Annotated in this window: 12 protein-coding genes and 1 tRNA gene; 4 read left to right on the plus strand and 9 right to left on the minus strand. The window is 54.4% G+C overall.

The genetic code is table 11. The annotated features are described in order from the left end of the window. Positions 1-17: 17 nt before the first annotated feature. Positions 18-1,052: a DUF1559 domain-containing protein gene (locus tag A6X21_RS03885; RefSeq protein ID WP_068846186.1), complete on the minus strand. Its 1,035-nt coding sequence runs from the start codon at positions 1,050-1,052 to the stop codon at positions 18-20. Between the two features lie 623 nt (positions 1,053-1,675). On the opposite strand from A6X21_RS03885, the gene A6X21_RS03890 reads away from it, so the two are divergent. Beyond that, a tRNA-Val gene (locus tag A6X21_RS03890) sits at positions 1,676-1,749 on the plus strand. Between the two features lie 209 nt (positions 1,750-1,958). Here the strand turns inward: A6X21_RS03890 and A6X21_RS03895 are convergent. Beyond that, positions 1,959-4,313 (minus strand): heavy metal translocating P-type ATPase, encoded by a 2,355-nt coding sequence (locus A6X21_RS03895; RefSeq protein WP_068846187.1) that lies wholly within the window; start codon positions 4,311-4,313, stop codon positions 1,959-1,961. A 621-nt stretch (positions 4,314-4,934) separates the two neighbouring features. On the opposite strand from A6X21_RS03895, the gene A6X21_RS03905 reads away from it, so the two are divergent. Together A6X21_RS03905 and A6X21_RS03910 are read left to right on the plus strand one after the other, a co-directional pair. Beyond that, a complete protein-coding gene (locus A6X21_RS03905; protein WP_068846189.1) occupies positions 4,935-5,237 on the plus strand; it encodes a hypothetical protein in 303 nt (100 codons plus the stop codon). 198 nt (positions 5,238-5,435) lie between these two features. Continuing rightward, positions 5,436-5,990, plus strand: a complete 555-nt coding sequence (locus A6X21_RS03910; RefSeq protein ID WP_068846584.1) for an NIPSNAP family protein — start codon at positions 5,436-5,438, stop codon at positions 5,988-5,990. 343 nt (positions 5,991-6,333) lie between these two features. Here the strand turns inward: A6X21_RS03910 and A6X21_RS03915 are convergent, their stop codons facing one another. Then, entirely contained in the window at positions 6,334-8,529 is a 2,196-nt protein-coding gene (locus A6X21_RS03915) for a TolC family protein (protein ID WP_068846190.1), read from the minus strand. 585 nt (positions 8,530-9,114) lie between these two features. On the opposite strand from A6X21_RS03915, the gene A6X21_RS03920 reads away from it, so the two are divergent. After that, entirely contained in the window at positions 9,115-10,848 is a 1,734-nt protein-coding gene (locus tag A6X21_RS03920) for a GGDEF domain-containing protein (RefSeq protein ID WP_068846191.1), read from the plus strand. 98 nt (positions 10,849-10,946) lie between these two features. On the opposite strand, the gene A6X21_RS03925 is transcribed toward A6X21_RS03920, so the two are convergent. The 6 genes from A6X21_RS03925 to A6X21_RS03950 form a co-directional block, all read right to left on the minus strand. Then, positions 10,947-12,512, minus strand: coding sequence for a 2-isopropylmalate synthase (locus A6X21_RS03925; RefSeq protein ID WP_068846585.1), 1,566 nt, complete (start codon positions 12,510-12,512; stop codon positions 10,947-10,949). A 527-nt stretch (positions 12,513-13,039) separates the two neighbouring features. After that, positions 13,040-15,538: a hypothetical protein gene (locus tag A6X21_RS03930; protein ID WP_068846192.1), complete on the minus strand. Its 2,499-nt coding sequence runs from the start codon at positions 15,536-15,538 to the stop codon at positions 13,040-13,042. A gap of 63 nt (positions 15,539-15,601) precedes the next feature. Beyond that, positions 15,602-15,907 carry a hypothetical protein gene (locus tag A6X21_RS03935; protein ID WP_131818180.1) on the minus strand — a complete coding sequence of 102 codons (306 nt, stop codon included), beginning with the start codon at positions 15,905-15,907 and terminating at the stop codon, positions 15,602-15,604. A gap of 66 nt (positions 15,908-15,973) precedes the next feature. Then, complete coding sequence (locus A6X21_RS03940) at positions 15,974-16,459, minus strand: VOC family protein (protein WP_068846194.1); 486 nt, start codon at positions 16,457-16,459, stop codon at positions 15,974-15,976. A 128-nt stretch (positions 16,460-16,587) separates the two neighbouring features. Further along, a complete protein-coding gene (gene mqnE / locus A6X21_RS03945) occupies positions 16,588-17,748 on the minus strand; it encodes an aminofutalosine synthase MqnE (RefSeq protein ID WP_068846195.1) in 1,161 nt (386 codons plus the stop codon). Between the two features lie 307 nt (positions 17,749-18,055). Next, positions 18,056-18,640 carry a Uma2 family endonuclease gene (locus tag A6X21_RS03950; protein WP_068846196.1) on the minus strand — a complete coding sequence of 195 codons (585 nt, stop codon included), beginning with the start codon at positions 18,638-18,640 and terminating at the stop codon, positions 18,056-18,058. Positions 18,641-18,663 lie beyond the last annotated feature (23 nt).

The following is an 18,663-nucleotide window of genomic DNA, read 5'->3' on the forward strand; positions in this document are numbered from 1 at the left end:
GAATGGGAAAAGGCCGGTTAGAATTCTCCGAGAGGAACTCCATCAGCCTTCGAACACAGATTCGCCCAGGTTGGCTCGTTAATGTTCTCGGAAACAAAACGAACGCTCCCATCCGCCATAAGAATGTGAGCACCACCTGTATGAGCTGAAATCACCTTGGTGTGCCGCTGGTAGGGAAGTTGTGACCCATAAGGAGCGGCCTTGTCGTTAATCAAACCGCGAGTGGTGGTAATCCCATGCCACCAGTCTGAACCACCATTACCGCCGCTCCACAGGCCGCCCGAGTGAGCAGAAGCTCGACAATCTCTCCCACCATAAGAGCATGTGGGATCAATATTAGACTGTTCCGCGACCATCACAGTATTCGATGTGCCATCTGTAATCTTGGCGACATCGACGGAAGGAATGGAAATACGGTTACCGCTACCATCAAGAGCAGTTGCAGTGATGATAACTCCATTCCAATTACTTCGAGCATATCCTCCCCAATGGCTGGGAGTTGGGCAGCAACTGTTGTTCAAAGCAGGATCATTGTAAGCGCCGGAGATCCCCGCATAGTCTGAGACTTGAATTGCGCCGGCCGTATTGGGGACACCCATCGTGGTTTGTGTGATGGAATTTGGTGACTGTGAACGTGTGGTGGAAAGCGGGTTTGACGGACAATTGACGCCGGGGATTCGCAACGTTGTCATGGTCACCCAGTTGCGCGCCACACCATCTTGACCTGTAAAGTCGTTCGTGTTGGTGAAGTCAAGCGTGTTGAAAGCTGCCGCCTGGTCCATCATCGGCAGGATCCGCACTAGCCATGAAGCCGACTTGATCGTCGAGGCACCTGAGCCGATCAGGGGGAAGTTGGCAAACGGGAACTGGCGGTGGACGTCATGGTAATTGTGAAGAGCCAGACCAATCTGCTTGAGATTGTTGCGGCACTGCGTGCGGCGAGCCGCCTCCCGTGCCTGCTGGACCGCCGGCAATAACAGGGCAATCAAAATCGCAATGATCGCAATGACTACCAGTAACTCAATCAGCGTAAATCCTGAACGTTTAGACATTGACCAACTCCCAGAAAACTTGAAGAAAACTCAAACAACGGCTCGAAATGGCGAACGAGTGAAAACACTTACTTTTAGAGATGCCAGCAACAAGCATTCCACATAAAAGTCATGTGGATTGTTTATTTGCGAAAAACTCGATGATCATCCGACGACGCGAAGTTTTTTGCGGAAAGTCGAGCTGCCAGAAACCAAGTCCTGTCAGAGCTCAACCGCAGAAGATCAATCGCCCTTCTTCTAGTCAATTTAAACACTGAGGATTCCAGAAAGGTGCTGGAATTCTTGGCAGAAAACTGCCTGAATTTTTATCAGTCCGGTAGACAGAATACAACAACAGGTTTTGATCTGTGTACTGATTTTTTGACAAATGCGTAGGTGATATGCACGAAAAGACAGATAGAATTATAGAATCAGGATCATAAGATTGACGATATGCCCATGCGTGTTTGTGAAGGGCAAGAATCGGTAGTTGTTCTAATTATGTGCCTGTAAAAACACGTTGTGCCGCCGGCGAACAACCCGTGTTCCGGGTGCCTGCCATCAGTGATTCGGGTCTGAGATCCATCAGGCATTCCGTGCCTCGCTTGCATCTGCGAGAGCTGGCGACTAATTTTAAGTCAGCCGGACGATTGGCTCAGTTGGTTAGAGCGCCACGTTGACATCGTGGAGGTCACTGGTTCGAGTCCAGTATCGTCCAATCCACCAGATTTGCCTGCCTCATCACTAAGCATCAGAACCCCGCAAAACCCCATATTTTGTGGGGTTTCTTTGTTTTGTGAAATGGAATGCCAGTAGCGGGTCATCTCTGAATGAGTGGCAACGAGATCCAACCAACGTCGGTTCCTGGGCATCGCGAAGATTCGTTGCTCACGATAGAGAATCAAATTCTTATCGATTAGCAGACAATCATCTTCGCAGCCGGAGAGAATTGAGAATCACGCTGACGGAACTGAGGCTCATGGCGGCACTGGCCCACATGGGGGTGATCCAGCCCAACGCCGCCACCGGAATGCAGAGGGCGTTGTAACCGAAGGCCAGGATGAGGTTCTGGCGGATTGTTCGCGAGGTGGCCTGGCTCAGTTCTATGGCCCGGACAATCCCCGACAGATCGCCTTTGACCAGCGTGACGGCAGCACTCTGGATAGCCACATCTGTCCCTGTTCCCATGGCAATACCGACATGGGCCCGAGCCAGTGCCGGAGCATCGTTGATGCCGTCTCCCGCCATCGCGACGAAACGGCCTTGCTGCTGAAGTTGTGCAATCACCGCTGCTTTTTCATCGGGCAGAACTTCGGCAATCACTTCCGTGATCCCCAGCTTTTGGGCGAGATGTGTTGCCGTGCTTTGCCGATCGCCCGTCAGCATCACGATGCGGAGACCTTGTCCACGGAGTTTGCTAAGCATTTCGGCTGCCGATGGCCGCACCTGATCGGCCAGAACGAACGTGGCTGCAGGTTGATGATCAATGGCCATGGAGATGACGATCTGCCCATCCTGCTGCCGCGAACCGGCCTTTTGCCACTGGTCAGCCTTGAGCCCAGCTTGCTCCATGAAGCGGGCATTGCCAATCTGAATCTCCTGCCTCTGCACCTGCCCTGCAATGCCCAGGCCTGGTGCTGTCTGGATCTCATGGGCCATTTCGATGGTCAGGTTTTTAGCACGAGCACCGGCCACGATGGCTTTCGATAAAGGATGCTCACTTCCCAGTTCAACGGCGGCAGCCCACTGCAGCAGAGTCGACTCATCGAAGCCGCTTTCCGGGAAAATTTCTGTCAGTTCGGGTTGGCCCAGTGTGAGTGTGCCGGTTTTGTCGATGACGAGCGTATCGATCAGACGCAAGGTTTCAATCGCCTCGGCATTTCGAAAGAGGATCCCCATGCGAGCACCACGCCCCATCCCTACCGTCACCGCCATCGGTGTCGCCAGGCCCAGGGCACAGGGGCAGGCAATTACCAGAACAGAAACCGCATGGATCAACCCCCGTTGCCAGCCTTCGGGGCCACCGAGAAGGCTATGTCCAGCCCATGCCGCCAGAGCAACGAGCACCACGGTTCCCACAAAGTATCGGGAGACGTGATTGACGAGTTTTTCGATAGGGGCTCTGGTCCGCTGGGCTTCCGAGACTAACGCAATAATGCGGGCCAGCATGGTCTCTGATCCCACATGCTTCGCTTCAAAGAGCAGAGGATTTGAGCCATTGGTTGTGCCACCCAGTAACGAGTCCCCGGGAAGTTTTTCCACGGGTAACGATTCCCCCGTCATCATCGATTCATCAACTTCGCTGGTTCCTTCGAGAACAACTCCATCGACGGGGATCGTCTCACCAGGTCGAACCAGTAGTCGATCACCCACCAGCACATGATCAAGGGCGATTTCCTCTTCTCTGCCTGATGGATGCCATAATCTGGCTTTCGGTGGAGTGAGCGACAAGAGCGAGCGAATGGCTTCACCTGTCGCCTGGCGAGCCCTCAGTTCCATCAACTGCCCGATGAGCACCAGCATGATGATCACTGCGGCACTGTCGAAATACGGTTCCACAACAGGGGATTCAGGCGAGATGTTCATGGTCTGCATATGAAATGCAGCCGGGAACTGGCCAGGAATGATCGTCGCCAGCAGGCTGTAGAGGTAAGCCGTACCGACGCCTAAGGCAATGAGCGTGAACATATTCGGGTTGCGACTGAGGATCGACTTCCAGGCACGCTCAAAGAAGGGCCAGCCGCAGAAGAAGACAATTGGCGTGGTCAGAATCAACTGGATCCAGTTCAGCCATGGCAGATTGGCATGCAGCCACTGCATCGTGGTACGCGAAGGGAGCATACCCAGCATGGCGATGACAAAGACCGGGAGACCCAGAACCACGGCCCAGCGCAGGCGGGAGGAAAGCAGAATCCATTCGGGATCGGGACCTGGATGAGAAGTGGGCTGTGACGGTTCCAGAGCCATACCGCAAATAGGACAGCTTCCCGGTTCGGATTGGACAACTTCGGGATCCATGGGGCAGAGATATGTTTGCCCCTGAGGAGCGGGTGCAGATTGTGCACAATCGTGAGGAATCGACTCGGGGGATAAATAGGCTTCTGGATTCGCACGGAACTTGATCAGGCAGGCGCGGGCACAGAAGTAATAGGTGGTGCCGGCATGTGCCAGAGAACCTGAGGCCTGGGCTGGATCCACAGACATCCCACACACAGGATCTGTCTCTCGATGCGGTTCGAGAATGGTTAGTAAAGAGGATGGTCTGGCAGGCGGCACAGGCATGATGCAGGTCTTCAGCAGAGGATCAGAGGGCCTGAGTGTAGAGAGTGTGCGTTGAAAAAGCCTGAGGACTAACTGAATTGAAGACAGCTTCATCGGATCAATCGGAGAGATGCTCTCTGTGAGTGATACCGGTTTTGATCGAACAGCTTACGAGTGTTGATGACCCATCGCCCGATGTAGCGAAAAAAGGTACTTATGAAGTATGTGGAGCTAACCACTGTCGCTGTGAGATCTTTCGATTTTCCGTCTCGGTGATTTTTTCAAGCATCTATTCGATGAATTCACGTTTTGGGATTCGAGGCACTTGAGTCAAATTTTTCGTCGCCCTGAAAAACTTCAAAAAAAATAGAAAACTGCTCTTTGCAGCGGCGGAATCTTCCGATACACCCCGCCTCAGCAATGAAAATGTTCCCCGCATTGGCATTGCCGGGTTTTGTTTCGACTCGCTGCAGTCACGAAAGTGAGTGAGTAGTCCAGCCAGGATCCTTGAAGAAAAGACACTTCGCGTGGTCACTGTCCGGCGGCCACCAGACGATTGAAAACCCCTCTCAAGCCCGAGCGTTTTGCTCATCGGCTAACTGATTTCCCCCCCCTCTCTCCCGTTCCTGAAGGAATCTGTTCATGTTCACTCGTATGGCCTTGGCACTGGCTGGTCTCGCGATTGCAATTTCGGCTTCTGGCTGCTGCTGCTCTGCCAATCGCTGCAATCCTTGTGGCCCTTGTGGTGCTGCAGCTCCGTCACCTTGTTCGACTGGTAACTGCTCGCCCAGCTTCTATCCTCCTGCCGGTGGCGGCGGCGGACAATTCTATCAGGGGGCTGATGCTTCTGGCATGAACCTCGGAACCTCCACAGTGGCAACATCTCAGCCATTTGGCGGATATCCAGCCACAGCCATGGCTCCTGCACAGCTTCTGCCAAACTAATGAGCATTCCACGTGAGTGCTCTCCACGTGAATGCTCTCTTGGAACAGATGGCTTTCGCGGGCCCGTTTGACTCCTGAAAATGCACGTCGATCAAGAATTCACTTGTGCGGCTGATCGCTGAAGTTTGGTATCATTGTGTAGAGCATCACTTGGAAAAGATGCTTTCAAATGACCCGAATGGAACTGGAGCCGCATCAATGAGTCGACTCATCTCTCACGCGCAGACACTGAACGCTTCCAAGTCCGATAGCAATCATGCATCGGCTCAGGATGACCGTACAATTCAGGCCTCGCAGTTATCGCCGAAGAGCCCTTCCACTTTCGGGAAGACCCTGTTGCTGTGGGCCCTGGCTTCACTGATCGGTGGCGGGCTGGGATATTGTTACACATTAAAAATTTCGCAGGCCGAAGCGAATCGGGCAGAGGCCAAAAAGCTCTACGAACTGCGGACTTACACGGCATTACCCGGGCGGCTCGATGCGCTGAACAAGCGCTTTCGCGATCACACCACTCAGCTTTTCGCTAAGCATGGGATGACGAATGTGATCTATCTCACACCGGCCAATGGTGACAATAAGCTCATTTATCTGATTGCCCATGAGAACGAAGCTGCTGCGGCAGCCTCATGGAAGGCCTTTCGCGAAGATCCTGCGTGGAAAGCGGCACGCGAAGCCTCTGAGGCAGACGGCAAGATTGTCGAGAAGGTGGAATCGGTTTATCTGAATGCAACCGATTACTCTCCCATGAAATAGACGCCTCTAGAGCGATCTCATTTGGTGATGGCACTCATCATGTGATCTCCGACCATCCAGAGAATTTCAACGGGTGGCGCGAGCAACTCGTAATCATCGGGTGGCAGGGGTCGGATGTCCGCATCCGCCCCTCTGGTCAACAAAGCTCGCAAGCAAATTTGCATCCATGATGCTCTTCATGACTTCCGATGAGAGTTTGCAACACACGATCAATCTTCAATGATCTGGGGGCAAACGAGGACGTTTGACCCCAGACACCCATTTACCTTCGCTAAAGGTTCCAGATGGGAATCGCATTCTCGCCAAGAACCGCAAGTTCGGCACAGATTCAGATCGCTCGCTGCTATTTGAATGCGGGATCGAATTCCGGACTGGATTCATTTTCGTTGGCCGCTGGAGCCGGTGGGATGAACGATGGCGAATTCCCTCCCGGCTGAGGCGGAGACGAGAGAACTTTGTCAAAGAGCTGTGTGGCTTCTGGCGAACCGGGGGCATCAATGGCCTGGTCGTCGTAAAGGACAGAGCCTCCCTCAACCGGTGGATAGGTCGTCCCCTGCGGTTCATTGAGAGCCGGTGCCAGAGTCTGAATCATCGGGCCTTCGCTGACCTGTGGCGCCAACTGCTTAGGATGATCAAACCGGCTGGCCGGGTGAGTCCGCAGTTGCCGCTCGAGAGCATCGCAATAAGCCTGCTCTGGCCACGGCCCTTCTTCGAGAGAGATCTCGTTGTAATCGAACAACGTTCCTTTCTCGAGCTGGACGTTCTTGATCGACAGCGAATATTCGATGACTGCCCGGAAGTAGGAAATATCGGCATCAGCCATCCGACGCTGAGCTTCAAGCAGCAGGTCGACAGTCGCATTGTCGGCATCGAAAGCCGCCTGAACTGCTTCAACCTGCTCTCGTGCAGCCATGCGGCGGTTCAGTGCCGTTTCAACGATCTGGTAGGAACGATCCACGTCGGCAATGGCGTTGCTCAAATCGTGGATGACCGATCGTTCCTGCTCGAAAAGCAACGCACGATCACGGGCCAGTTGCAGTTCAGCATTACGAACGGCGGCATACGCCTGCCGGAATCCTAAAGGCATGGAGAACTCGAGACCTAACTGCCACTCCTGGAAGTTTCCCGAAGTCAGGTTTGAATAGGCATCACCAAACTCACCACCTGTTCCGTCTGGTAACAGATCTTTGCCGAAGCCACGGAAGCGGTAGCGGGCCATGGCATCGAGTTGTGGTTTGAGAAAGTTCTTGTTGGCCTGAAGTTCGAGTTCACGTTTGCGAACCTGCCACTTCTGGCGGCGGAGTTCTACTCGTCGTGAGAGAGCTTCACCAAGAGTCGATTCCCACGAGTATGAAAGCTTGGCAGCCGACGGTTCGTCGGCAGTTCGAATCAGTCGGCCATCATTGATGGGCATACCAATCAGCAGACGCAGTCGGCGTTCGCAGACAAACACCCCGCCTGTCCCGCGGAAGGTTCCCCCGGTACTGCCGTTGTTGGTCCGTGTGCCGTCGAGCAACCGGCCATGCAGTGCGTTCTGGGCTTCTTCCTGAAAGCGGAAGTACTGCTCACGGGCCTGAGCTTCCTTTTCGGCTTCGCCACCTCGTCGACCTTGTTCGTATAAAGCCCGAATGCGACGCCAGGTTTCGAGAGCGGCATCACGAGCAGCAATCTTCGATTCCAGATCTCGCCAGGCAAATGACAGATCCCAGTAGCAGTTCTCGACATCACTCACATAGTTGCGCACGCCAACTTCAAAATCGGCCAGTGAGATATCCGAATTGATGCGGGCAATCACGACACCATTGATCAGGCCAGGCTGGGCATTGGGACCAGCAATACGATTGAAATCGACCCCGGCGCCTTGAAGTAAAGGCTGACGAACTTCACCTTCGTACCAGGTTGTCCACGCACTGGGGAAGAAGTTTCCGGGTGCATTATTGGCATCATATTGGGTGTAGTTGCGAATGGCAAAATTCGAACCTGTCGCGGCGGTTTTCGAGATCTGAGCCTGATAGACGTTGAAATCCTGAGTAAGCAGCCGCGTCCCACCACCAAAGAACTGGTTGTTGAGTGCGCGGTCGTTTTTCTCCCACATGGCACTGGCGGCGACCTGTGCATCAAATGCACTGAGTGCCGCTTCGATCCCGAATCGGGGATCTGTCTGCGCGATCGCGGGATCATTCTTGGTTCGCACAATCTCAGGAGATCTCAGCACTAATCCACCCAGATCGCGGAAAGCCTTGGATTGTGCCAGACCCAGTCGCATCACTTCTTCAAGCGAAAGATCAAGGTACTCAGTCGGGGTTTCGCTGCTGAGCGAGATCGGTGCACTGGTCGCTTCGAGAATCTGTTCGTCCGAAACCTTTTCGATTTTCGGATACTCGATCTTGCGGCCCATCGCCTCGTAATGCGAGGTATCGATACCAATGTTAGCAGCGGGAGTGGGCTGGTAGCGGGCGCAACCTGGGCCGGGCAAAGTGATGATGGCCACCACTACGCTCAACCATCGCCAGCGGAGAATCCGCTCACGCGACCACATCCTTGCCGGTCTCCATGAAGTCTTCAATGACTATTGTTGGTTTGCTCGCCGCGATCTGTCATCAGGCAATCTCTGCGCAGAAAATGACCGCGTGGTATTCCGTCATCGGGAGAGATCGGCACGCCGGACGGCAGGCTTTGGGTAACTTTTCAGAACGACAGGCAATCGGCAGTACCTGCCGTCCCCATGAGCGTGATATCGCGAGATGTCACCACTCACTGTTGGAATCAGAAAAACCGTTCAAGCCGGTAATCCTGCTGCAATCAGAAAAGCCGTTCATTTCCGCAAGGACAGCTCGAACTTGTGACTCAGCAGGCAGGCGTTGTTTGATCCCGAGTCTATTGTCCTCAATCTCGTTGAGCTAACGAAACTGACGTTTGTTCTTTCAGCAAAGTTCGATTCAAAACTTCTGCGCGACTTCCAAACCCGTGCTAAGTTAGCAGCATTGGGTATTCGGAATTCCTTTTTCCGGTGAACTTATCAAGAGGAACCTGTGGCTGATGTTGTCTTTGGGCATCATTTCCAAGCCATGAGGTCAATGTTCCCTGATGATTTCCTGGTGGCCAATGAGGGGCATTTCCATTCATGCACGGCCTGGTATCGATTCTTGCACAACTCGAAGGAGTCCTTTCCGGGACTGCCGGCCTCTTGGCTTTAGCGACTGTCTGCCTGTTCCAGCATGGAATTCATGTTCTGCAGCGACAACGATCTGATCGAAATTCCGCTCGAATTCTTGGTGAAGTCAAGAGCCTTGAACGCGAGGTCATGCACCTGACCCGTGACAAGATGATCACCCGGCTGGAGAACGTTGTTCTCCGCGAAATTCTCACACAGAACGATCCCGAGCGAGGCTACGCTGTTCTTCTCAAACGATTCATTCCCGATACAGATTCTGGTTTTGCAGCCATCATCCGTCTGGATCGCAGCAGTGGGACAGTCTTTGAGGCCCGTGGTCTCAGTGACGAATCGCTCGAAGCATTTCATATCGATACACATCATCTGGCGACACTGGCCAGTGGTTCGCCTTTGGTCCTGGAAGACCAGCCTCTACGCAAAAGCCAGATTTATGCCTCGCTAACTCCATCCGACAAACGCAAGGCCAGTCGGATTTTCCTGATTCCCGTGGGCGTGGGACAAGAACTCTGTGCCGTTCTGGCGACAACACAGTTATTGCCCACGGCTGCTCCACAGGCCGAACAATTGGATCTCAGTACCCGCCTCATGTCCTGTGTGGCAGGTTCACTCAAGCAACTCTTTACACTCGAACATCATACCCATCAGTTGCGATCCACTCGCGAGATGCTCGAATTGCGGTCAATCGCAGACAGCCAGAGCGAGCAACCCCTGCGCATGATCGAACGATTCATGGTTCGACTGGCGCAGATTACAGGCTCGGAGCGCGCCAGTTTGTACGTGTTGCCCAAAGAAGGGGCTGCCACCTGCAAAGCACTCATTCGCTGCGGAGTTCAACTTCCACCAGGCGTCGAAACACGCTGGTTTCAGCACGAAGATACCCTCTCGAATATGGGCCAATTGTATGGCCAGGTCACCGTCTTCGATCAACTCCATCTCAAGCGAGTGGGTGTCGATACGCTCATGCAGTCGGCTGTGACAGCACCGATCCGACACAAGCATCGCTATGCAGGATTGCTTTGCCTCACGCGCCGACAGTCAGCAGCACCGCTCCCCGTTGATCTCGAGTTGATTACCTGGGCAGCGGATGTCCTTTCGGAAACCATTCAAAAGTCGATCAACTTCCTGCAGATGGAGCGTCAGGCCCGGCAGGATGGACTGACCGATCTCGCCAACCGCCGGACATTCGATCTGCAACTGGCTCGTGAGATTGACAGTGTTCAACAGGGACTGGGACTCGAATGCTCTCTGCTATTATGCGATCTTGACCGCTTCAAATCGATCAATGATCAGTATGGACATCAGGCGGGTGATCTCGTTCTCCGTGAAACGGCCCAGATTCTGCGCGAGCAAATGGGCAAGATTCGCTCGGGAGACAGGGCTCTTTTGGCGCGGTATGGCGGCGAGGAAATGGCCATTCTGCTGCCGGGAGTGGGAATCACGGGAGCATTACGAATTGCCGAAGGGATTCGCGCCGCCATCGACGCTCACCCTTTTGCCGTTGAATCGGCATTGCTGACAGTCACGATCAGCGTGGGTGTCGCCACCTGTCCGCTCCACGCCTCAACACCAGAAGCCTTGATCTCGGCAGCCGACGCTGCCTTGTACGAAGCCAAGTCGGCTGGCCGAAATCGAGTCTGCTGTGCACAGGAACCAACAGCAATCTCCGCGACCGGTGTGTCGTGAGACTTGGTATTGGTTGTTCGGCGTTTGGTATTTGACGTTTGGTGTTTGAGTCAATCGCACAAGCTTTCCAAATACCAAACACCAAATACCAACCCAACTCACACCCCAGTCTCTCTTTGCTCACTCGGCTGGCCGATAGCCGCTTTGTTCAGAGCCTTCAAATACGCCTGAGCGCTGGCTTCGAGAATATCAGTGCTGACCGCTTTACCATGGTATTTGCGGCCACCCGTAATGAGTTCGATCATGACTTCACCCTGGGCATCTTTCCCTTCGGAAACACTGCGAACCTGATAATTGTCGAGTGTCCCGGAGACTCCCATGATCCGTTCAATCGCTTTGCAGACGGCATCCACCGGGCCATCTCCAATGGCAGCATCGCAATGCACCTGATGCTGGTCATCGTGCAGTTCGACAGTCGCGGTCGGGATCGTGCCTGTCCCCGCAGCAATATGAAACCTCTGCAGTTTCCAGCGATCCGAAGCGTTTCGATCCTGATGCTCGATAATCGCAATGATATCCGCGTCGTAGACCGATTTCTTTTTGTCAGCGAGAATGATGAATTCATCAAAGACACGCTGGAACGTTTCCTCGTCGAGAGTGTAACCCAGTTCGGCCACTCGACTGCGAAAGGCATGGCGGCCTGAGTGCTTGCCCAAAACCAGATTCTGTCCGACAAACCCCACATCTTCGGGACGCATGATTTCGTAGGTCTCACGGTTCTGGAGCATGCCGTGCTGATGGATTCCCGATTCGTGAGCGAAGGCATTCTGGCCGACAATCGCTTTATTGCGCTGGACGATCATGCCCGTCACGTTGCTCACCAGTCGGCTGGCCTGGCAGAGCTTCTGCGTGTTGATCCTGGTACCGACTTTGTAGTAATCCTGCCGTGTGCGGAGAGCCATGACAATCTCTTCGAGAGCCGCATTTCCGGCACGCTCACCGAGCCCATTGATCGTACATTCGACCTGTCGCGCACCGGCTTCAATGGCCGAGAGACTGTTGGCAACTGCCAGTCCAAGATCGTTGTGGCAATGAGCACTGATGACGGCCTGCTCGATATTGGGCACGTTTTTCTTGAGATAGCTGATGACGTTGAAGTAGTGCGATGGCGTGGCGTAGCCCACGGTATCGGGAATATTGACAGTGGTCGCGCCGTGACGAATGGCCGTCTCAACCACCTGTGCGAGAAATTCGAGCTCCGTTCGCGAAGCATCTTCGGGTGAGAACTCAATATCTTCGCAGCGCTCTTTGGCGCGACTGACCATCTCGGCGGTACGTTTGAGGATCTCTTCCGTGGCCATTTTGAGTTTGAATTCTCGATGAATGGCACTGGTGGCGAGGAAGAGATGAATCCGCTTGCGGCGGGCCGCTGAGACCGCATCCGCAGCTCGATCGATGTCTTCATTCCGGCAACGAGCGAGGCCGCAGATCGTGGCCTGCTCGCCAAATCTTTCGGCGACCTTACGGACTGCCTCGAAGTCGCCAGGACTGGCAATCGGGAAGCCCGCTTCAATGACATCGACGCCGAGATCAACCAGAGCTTTCGCCACTTCGAGCTTTTCATCGGTGTTCATACTGCAGCCAGGAGACTGCTCACCATCGCGAAGTGTCGTGTCAAAAATAATGATCTGGTCAGCAGGTGAGGTCTTTGTGGCAGAAGTCATTTTCATAATCCTCGATTTAGTATTCCAAACTCAGGGATGAAGCTGAGAGAGCCGGAGTCGATCCAGCGTTCCACAGGCATTCACCATTCATCGAACAGTTGAAGACAGGTTGCGGGAAACCAGATCTGGTATCACCTGCTGGCACCTGTACCTCACCGCGAGGAAAGAGTCCGGGTATAAAAAAACCCCGGTGCCAGCAGGCAACGGGGTCAAAATTCTGGTCATCAATCGACTACAGATTTTCCCCCGTCCTGCGTAGTAGCAGGCTGGAAAGTCGTAGTAGATTGAAGTTTTCTGGATGCATTGGTTCTTGTCCTTATGGCATAACGCTAGAGACTCACCGGACGGAAGTCAAGGGTTGGGTGTTGGCATGGACACGGGGACACGGGATGTTGAGTCTGGGTTCGGGGAAACAAGATTCCATTGACCGCATCACAGGCGATTACGGCGTGGATCCAATAACTGTTGGGAACTGCCCATCGGTCTGATTCAAATACCAAACATCAAATACCCAATACCCAGCACTCTCATTTCCCATACACCAGCCAGGCCGTGAACTTGCCACTTTGTGTCGCACGAGCACGAATCCAGTAACCCACTGTGTCATCTGGAATCTGCTCCACGAGGGATTTGCCAGCAGGAACCGCGATGGTCTTCCACTCAGTCCAGAGACCTGTTCCAGTCACATCGATTTCCAGTATCACATCTACAGCCTCCGGTTGATCATGCGAGAGTTCAATGCGCCGGTGCTGATAGCCCGTCAGCAGATACGGGTCACTGGGGACATTCGCCATCACCTGGCTGTCTTTCCATGGGCCGCCACTCCCCTTCGGTTGGCCCAAAGACCAGAGATCATCAACAGCACCCACCCACAAAGCGCAAGCTCCATCAGTCGAGCGAACCACATGTGGCCCTTGGGCTGCGTCGTCTGCGACACCCGAAAGGACCAGCATTCCTCGGTGGCTGGCGTAGTCATCAATGCTATAGGGGTGCGTCGTCACGGGCCGAATCTTGGCCATCCCGCTTGCATTTTCGGCGGGCAGTTCAAAGAACGTTTGCCCGGCATGGAACAAGTCGCGCTCGGTACAGACTTCCCGGCACACACGCTGCGGGCCATAACTGCCCGAAGCCAGAGGTGCCTGCCAATCTCCCACAGGCAATCGCCAGCGGCCAGAAGCATCCTCGTACACGATCGATGCTTCATCGCGGCTGATGACATTTTGCGGAATGGCGACGCTTTTTGATGTCCAGGCCATGCCGTCAGCATCATCGACTTTGGCCAGTGTGAGTGCGCCAGTCTTCAAGTTCGTCGTCAGATCGTAGCAACCCGTCTGGCCGTTTGAGGTCCTGGCCACATACCGCAACGAGCGAAAGTTCCCGCCGCGAGAATGAATCACACCACCTGATCGCTTTTCAGAACCGGCCAGCGATAACCCTTGAGCAAGATCACTCACGTCCTTTCGGGATTCTGCGGGAGGATTCGACGAGCCGAAAGTCGCCGTGACATTTTCGATGGGCTGATCAGAAACCAGTCGTACCCAAACGGCCTGAAGATCACGTGGCAGGCTCTCCCAGAGTGTCGAGCGACCATTGGCCGCCAGAGTTTTATAAATCGTCCATTCACCAGTGCCCGCTTTGTCGACTTCGAGTCGAATGCTCGCTTGAAGAGGTTGAGGGGAGTGAATGACCAGTTGCCGATGATTGTACCCATCGATGAGATAGGGGTCGCTGGGTTGATTAGCGGCAATGGTTTCATTGAGCCAGACCGAGCCGCGACCAATGACAGGGCCCAGGTGGTCAAGCTGCTCTCGATCGAGAAACCAGAGGTTGGAATGCGATTGGCCGGGGCCGGCAATTTCTCCCTTAGCCTTGCGCTTGTTGAGAAACTCACTCTTTGCCGTGTCGTCGCATCCCAGAACGATCTTGTCGTTCCATTGGCAGAAGTCGCCCACAACCTTGAGATAATTGCTGCGGGGAGCAATACCAGCCGAGTTGCCTGGCGAGAATGTTCTGGGGAACTTCCAGAAAGTTCCATGCATCGTGGCGAGCAGATGCTCTTCACCTATATCGCGAATGCGGGGCCACTCGGTATTCCAGCCGTGAGCTCCATCATAGCTGTGCGAAGCCTTCGGCAACCGATAGGTGTGCCATTGACCTTTCTCACAGACCATGAGAAGAAGTGATTTCGCATCCCAGCCAAGACTCCAGATGGGTTGCGTTGAATTCGGATCATTGGAAACGACCCCCGAAGGGCCGGTAACTTCGGTGAATTGATTGCGCCGAATCAACTGCCAGTCCGTCCCGGCAACACCATCAAAATAGCCCAATGCCCCACTGGGAACTGTGGGATCCTTGACGACGCGCGGGTCGTGATCGCCGTTGTTGGCGTAAACGACAATCCCCTGCGAAGTGAATAATCCTTTGCCGTGATAGCCGGGCAGTTTGGAGGAGACGGCCTTCGAGAGATCGATAGCCAGTTGCTCGGGCTTGAAGTTGTTGCCATCCCGGATCAGGCAGTTGACTTCGAGAGTCTTGAGATCGACTTCGTAGAGCCCTTCTTCCATGGTGGCGAAGTAGATTTTGGTTTGTGGGCTCGACAGGTGGGTCGCGTTTCCTGTCAGGCGGCCGGGCATTTTATTGCGAGGGATCGTACGCACCTGACCATCAGCAGCAATCACATGGCTGCCAATGACAAGTTGGTTGGTGGCTTCATGGATCATCCGGTTGGCGTTGGTTCCGCCAACACTTTCGGGCCGAACGATCTGCTGCAGTTCGGGCGAGACTTCATACAGCTTGTCGGATGATTTTAATGGAAGATGCGGGCCATAGGTAATGACCCAGAGCTTGCCACCAAACGGCACAACGGCTCCAGTACCACATTCCCCTTCGTCGTTGAACATCGCCAGGTGCGGATAGATCCCCGAGATTGGCGGTGCGACCTGCGGTCCTTGAGCCTTTGCGTCACTTGTCAGAGCCCATAGTGAGAGCAGGCAGGCGGCGAACGTCCAGCGAGTACTGTCGATCATGGTGTTTTCTCGGAGTCGAAATCTTGGAGTAAATCTGATGGCTTGCTGAATGCACCGAGCCTGTTAACCGCCGGCCGTCCATAGTATGACCTGAATGACCACCAGTAACGAACAGACTTTGGGGACATTCGACCTGAGCTTTGAAGGTGGCATGAGCAGAGTGAATAGCGAGGTAATGACACAGGTACCCACAACCACAGGCGCCAGGACGGGGAGGAGCAACAGGTATTGCTGATCGATCTTGTCACCTGTCAAAGCAGTGATCGCAAAGACCACCTGAGCGAAGACAGCAATCAGCAGTACGATGAGAAGGCCGTAAACGACGAAGTTGATGACTCCGGTTCGGGTCGAATCGGGTGGCGTTGTCACTGGTTGCCGTTCCTTAAGTTGTGAGCATGGATCGCCTGAGAGATGCAGAATGGGCCCGTGCATTCTTCAGGTCAAGAGTGAGAAGATACCATCCAGCATGGTCATACTGCTCACATCGATTGCCAGTGACGCCAAGGGCGAAAGGACTCTTTCGGGCGGTGATGTCAGTTCAATCAGGTGACCATCCGGGTCATGCAGAAAGGTCTGCAGGGCACCATCGGGCCTGAGCTTGCAGGGGACGACAATCGGCACGCCCTCTTGCTGCAGGAACTTTTCTGCAATCCGAACATCTGGCACCGTGAAAGCGATATGGTGCCTACGGGAAGATTTCCCGCCACTCTGACCAGCCGGCCCTGAGCCTTCGAATTCGAGAATCGTATGGATCAGTGTCGAGCCTGCCTGAAACCACTGGCCTTGAAAGGAAAAGGCCGGGCGTGAGACTTCGTTCATCCCGAGCATCTCGCGGTAGAACCAGCGACTCCGCGCTAAATCCTTCACCACGATGGTCACGTGGTCAATCTGTTTCACGTGGAATGGTCGAGGAGTGGACATGAGGTGTTGGGTGTTTGGTGTTTGGAATTGGAAGTTTGGGAACCGCGACGTTCGCCTACTCCCAGCCTAACAGTACACGGTTCAACTTCCAAACACCTTTGCAATCATCCAACACCAAACACCAAATCTCAAACACCAATCGTCTTCCCGTCACTTTCGACGGACCACTTCGCCCCTTCTCGAACAACCCGGCGGTAGAGCGTATCGCGCTCGACAGGGACACGCCCGGCTTCCTGGATCAAGCGGTGCAGTTTGCTGACGGTCAAACCTTCGGGCGTTTTCGCACCGGCATCGTGGTAGATCAACTCGTGGACCACGGTCCCGTCGAGGTCGTCGGCTCCAAAGCTTTGAGCGACCTGGGCTGTCTCTTCTCCCAGCATGATCCAGTACGCCTTGATGTGGTCGAAGTTGTCGAGCATGAGTCGAGCCAGAGAGACCATGCGGAGATCCATCCGGGCCGTCGGCTTGGGAATGTGTGCCAGCTTGGTGTTGTCAGGATGAAAGGCGAGTGGAATGAAGGTCTGGAAACCACCGGTTTCATCCTGCAGTGACCTGAGCCTCATGAGATGATCAAGCCGGTGCTCAGCCCGTTCGACATGCCCGTAGAGCATGGTAGCGTTTGAGCGAAGTCCGAGTTGGTGGGCGGCCCTGTGAATGCGAATCCAGTTCTCGCCGTCGGCCTTGTGCTCGCAGATTTGCGGGCGAACTTCGTCGTGGAAGATCTCGGCACCACCTCCGGGGAGACTTCCCAGGCCAGCGGCCTTCATCTCGGAAAGGACCCAGTCCACGGGCTTCTTGGTCAGGAATGAGAACCACGCGATTTCCACCGCAGTCCATGCCTTGATATGGATCTCGGGACAAGTCTCGTGCAGGACACGGATCAGGTTCACATACCAGTCAAACTTCTTCTGGTGATGCAACCCACCGACCACATGAATCTCGGTCGCTCCCCGGGACCGTGCTTCCAGAATTCGCTCGCGGGCCTGGTCGTCAGTAAACGCGTAGGCTTTCTCGTCGCGAAGGTCAGCCCGGAAGGCACAGAACCGACAGCGATAAACGCAGACGTTGGTCGGATTGAGATGAATGTTGGTGTTGTAGAAAGTGATGTTGCCGTGACGTTTTTCGCGGACTTCGTTGGCAAGGCGGCCCATGGCCATAAGGTCAGCCTCGCGGTCAAGATAGAGACCATCTTCCAGAGTCAGTCGCTCACCTTGACGGACTCTGCGAGCGATCTCCAGAAATCGTGGATCATCCGGACGGGCTGTCGCCTGCTGTTGCTGACTGACCATGACGTGTTCCTTACCTGTTTTTAGTCGTTTCAGGATTCTAGGCAGGTGGCACACGTCCCGTCATCTCCAGCGGGGATTTCCTGCTCGTTTGGCGGAATCTGAGGGAGCTGAGTGTGGAGATCTGGCAGACGATGGATTTGGTTCTGTGTACTCAGAGGTTGGGAGTTGGGAGGGACTCAAAACATGATGCGGAACGTAGCGAAGACCACGCCCTTCCGGAAAGCCTCCAGGGACGTGCCACACCGAATTTAATGTCGGTGGCACGGGGCTCGCCAAGTATCTGTTCGTTCCACGTGAAACCTGCGAGTCAGATTCCAGAGAAGGCCTGTCCCACTTCCATTTGAAACTCTTTGAGCGATGGCGATGTGAGAATCTCACCCATGCGGAAGCGGATGGGATCGCGATCGAGCCGGTGCGATTCGATGAACCGGTCGGCAGGAGGTAAAGTGGGTTCGACCAGCCAGACCTCTTCGACGCCAATCTTCAGGTATTCGACCGCCTTCTCCAGCAGGTCCGTCCAGCGGTTCGAAGGTGACCTGACTTCGATACAAAGCTCGGGAGCCGGGAGCAGCGGACCTTCGGGAAGGACATTTCCTTTGAGGCGTGCAAACGAAATGTAGAAGCCGTCAATGCCGCGAACGGTGTCTGGTTCAGACTTGGTTTGCAGAGCTGTCTCGTGCCCACCAGCCAGACCGCTGTGATGAGTCCGAGCCCAGGTCGTCAAAAGATAGTTCAAATTGGAAATCACAATGGCATGACGCGGGGATGGTGGATTCATCTCGACAATGACTCCCTTGACCAGTTCACACGGTTGCTCGTCCGGAAGTGCCAGGAACTCAGCAGCCGTCATGCGTCTGGTCACTGGGCTCAGGGGAAGTTCGGCAATCGACATCGGTCTGCCTCCTCAAGAGAAGA

It is taken from the genome of Planctopirus hydrillae, assembly GCF_001707835.1.
GTDB lineage: Bacteria > Planctomycetota > Planctomycetia > Planctomycetales > Planctomycetaceae > Planctopirus > Planctopirus hydrillae.

Excerpts from the sequence above, each read along its gene's own strand:
- A6X21_RS03885 (WP_068846186.1), bottom strand. The coding sequence starts at position 1,052 with ATGTCTAAACGTTCAGGATTTACGCTGATTGAGTTACTGGTAGTCATT.
- A6X21_RS03895 (WP_068846187.1), bottom strand. The coding sequence starts at position 4,313 with ATGCCTGTGCCGCCTGCCAGACCATCCTCTTTACTAACCATTCTCGAA.
- A6X21_RS03905 (WP_068846189.1), top strand. The coding sequence starts at position 4,935 with ATGTTCACTCGTATGGCCTTGGCACTGGCTGGTCTCGCGATTGCAATT.
- A6X21_RS03910 (WP_068846584.1), top strand. The coding sequence starts at position 5,436 with ATGAGTCGACTCATCTCTCACGCGCAGACACTGAACGCTTCCAAGTCC.
- A6X21_RS03915 (WP_068846190.1), bottom strand. The coding sequence starts at position 8,529 with ATGTGGTCGCGTGAGCGGATTCTCCGCTGGCGATGGTTGAGCGTAGTG.
- A6X21_RS03920 (WP_068846191.1), top strand. The coding sequence starts at position 9,115 with ATGCACGGCCTGGTATCGATTCTTGCACAACTCGAAGGAGTCCTTTCC.
- A6X21_RS03925 (WP_068846585.1), bottom strand. The coding sequence starts at position 12,512 with ATGACTTCTGCCACAAAGACCTCACCTGCTGACCAGATCATTATTTTT.
- A6X21_RS03930 (WP_068846192.1), bottom strand. The coding sequence starts at position 15,538 with ATGATCGACAGTACTCGCTGGACGTTCGCCGCCTGCCTGCTCTCACTA.
- A6X21_RS03940 (WP_068846194.1), bottom strand. The coding sequence starts at position 16,459 with ATGTCCACTCCTCGACCATTCCACGTGAAACAGATTGACCACGTGACC.
- mqnE (WP_068846195.1), bottom strand. The coding sequence starts at position 17,748 with ATGGTCAGTCAGCAACAGCAGGCGACAGCCCGTCCGGATGATCCACGA.
- A6X21_RS03950 (WP_068846196.1), bottom strand. The coding sequence starts at position 18,640 with ATGTCGATTGCCGAACTTCCCCTGAGCCCAGTGACCAGACGCATGACG.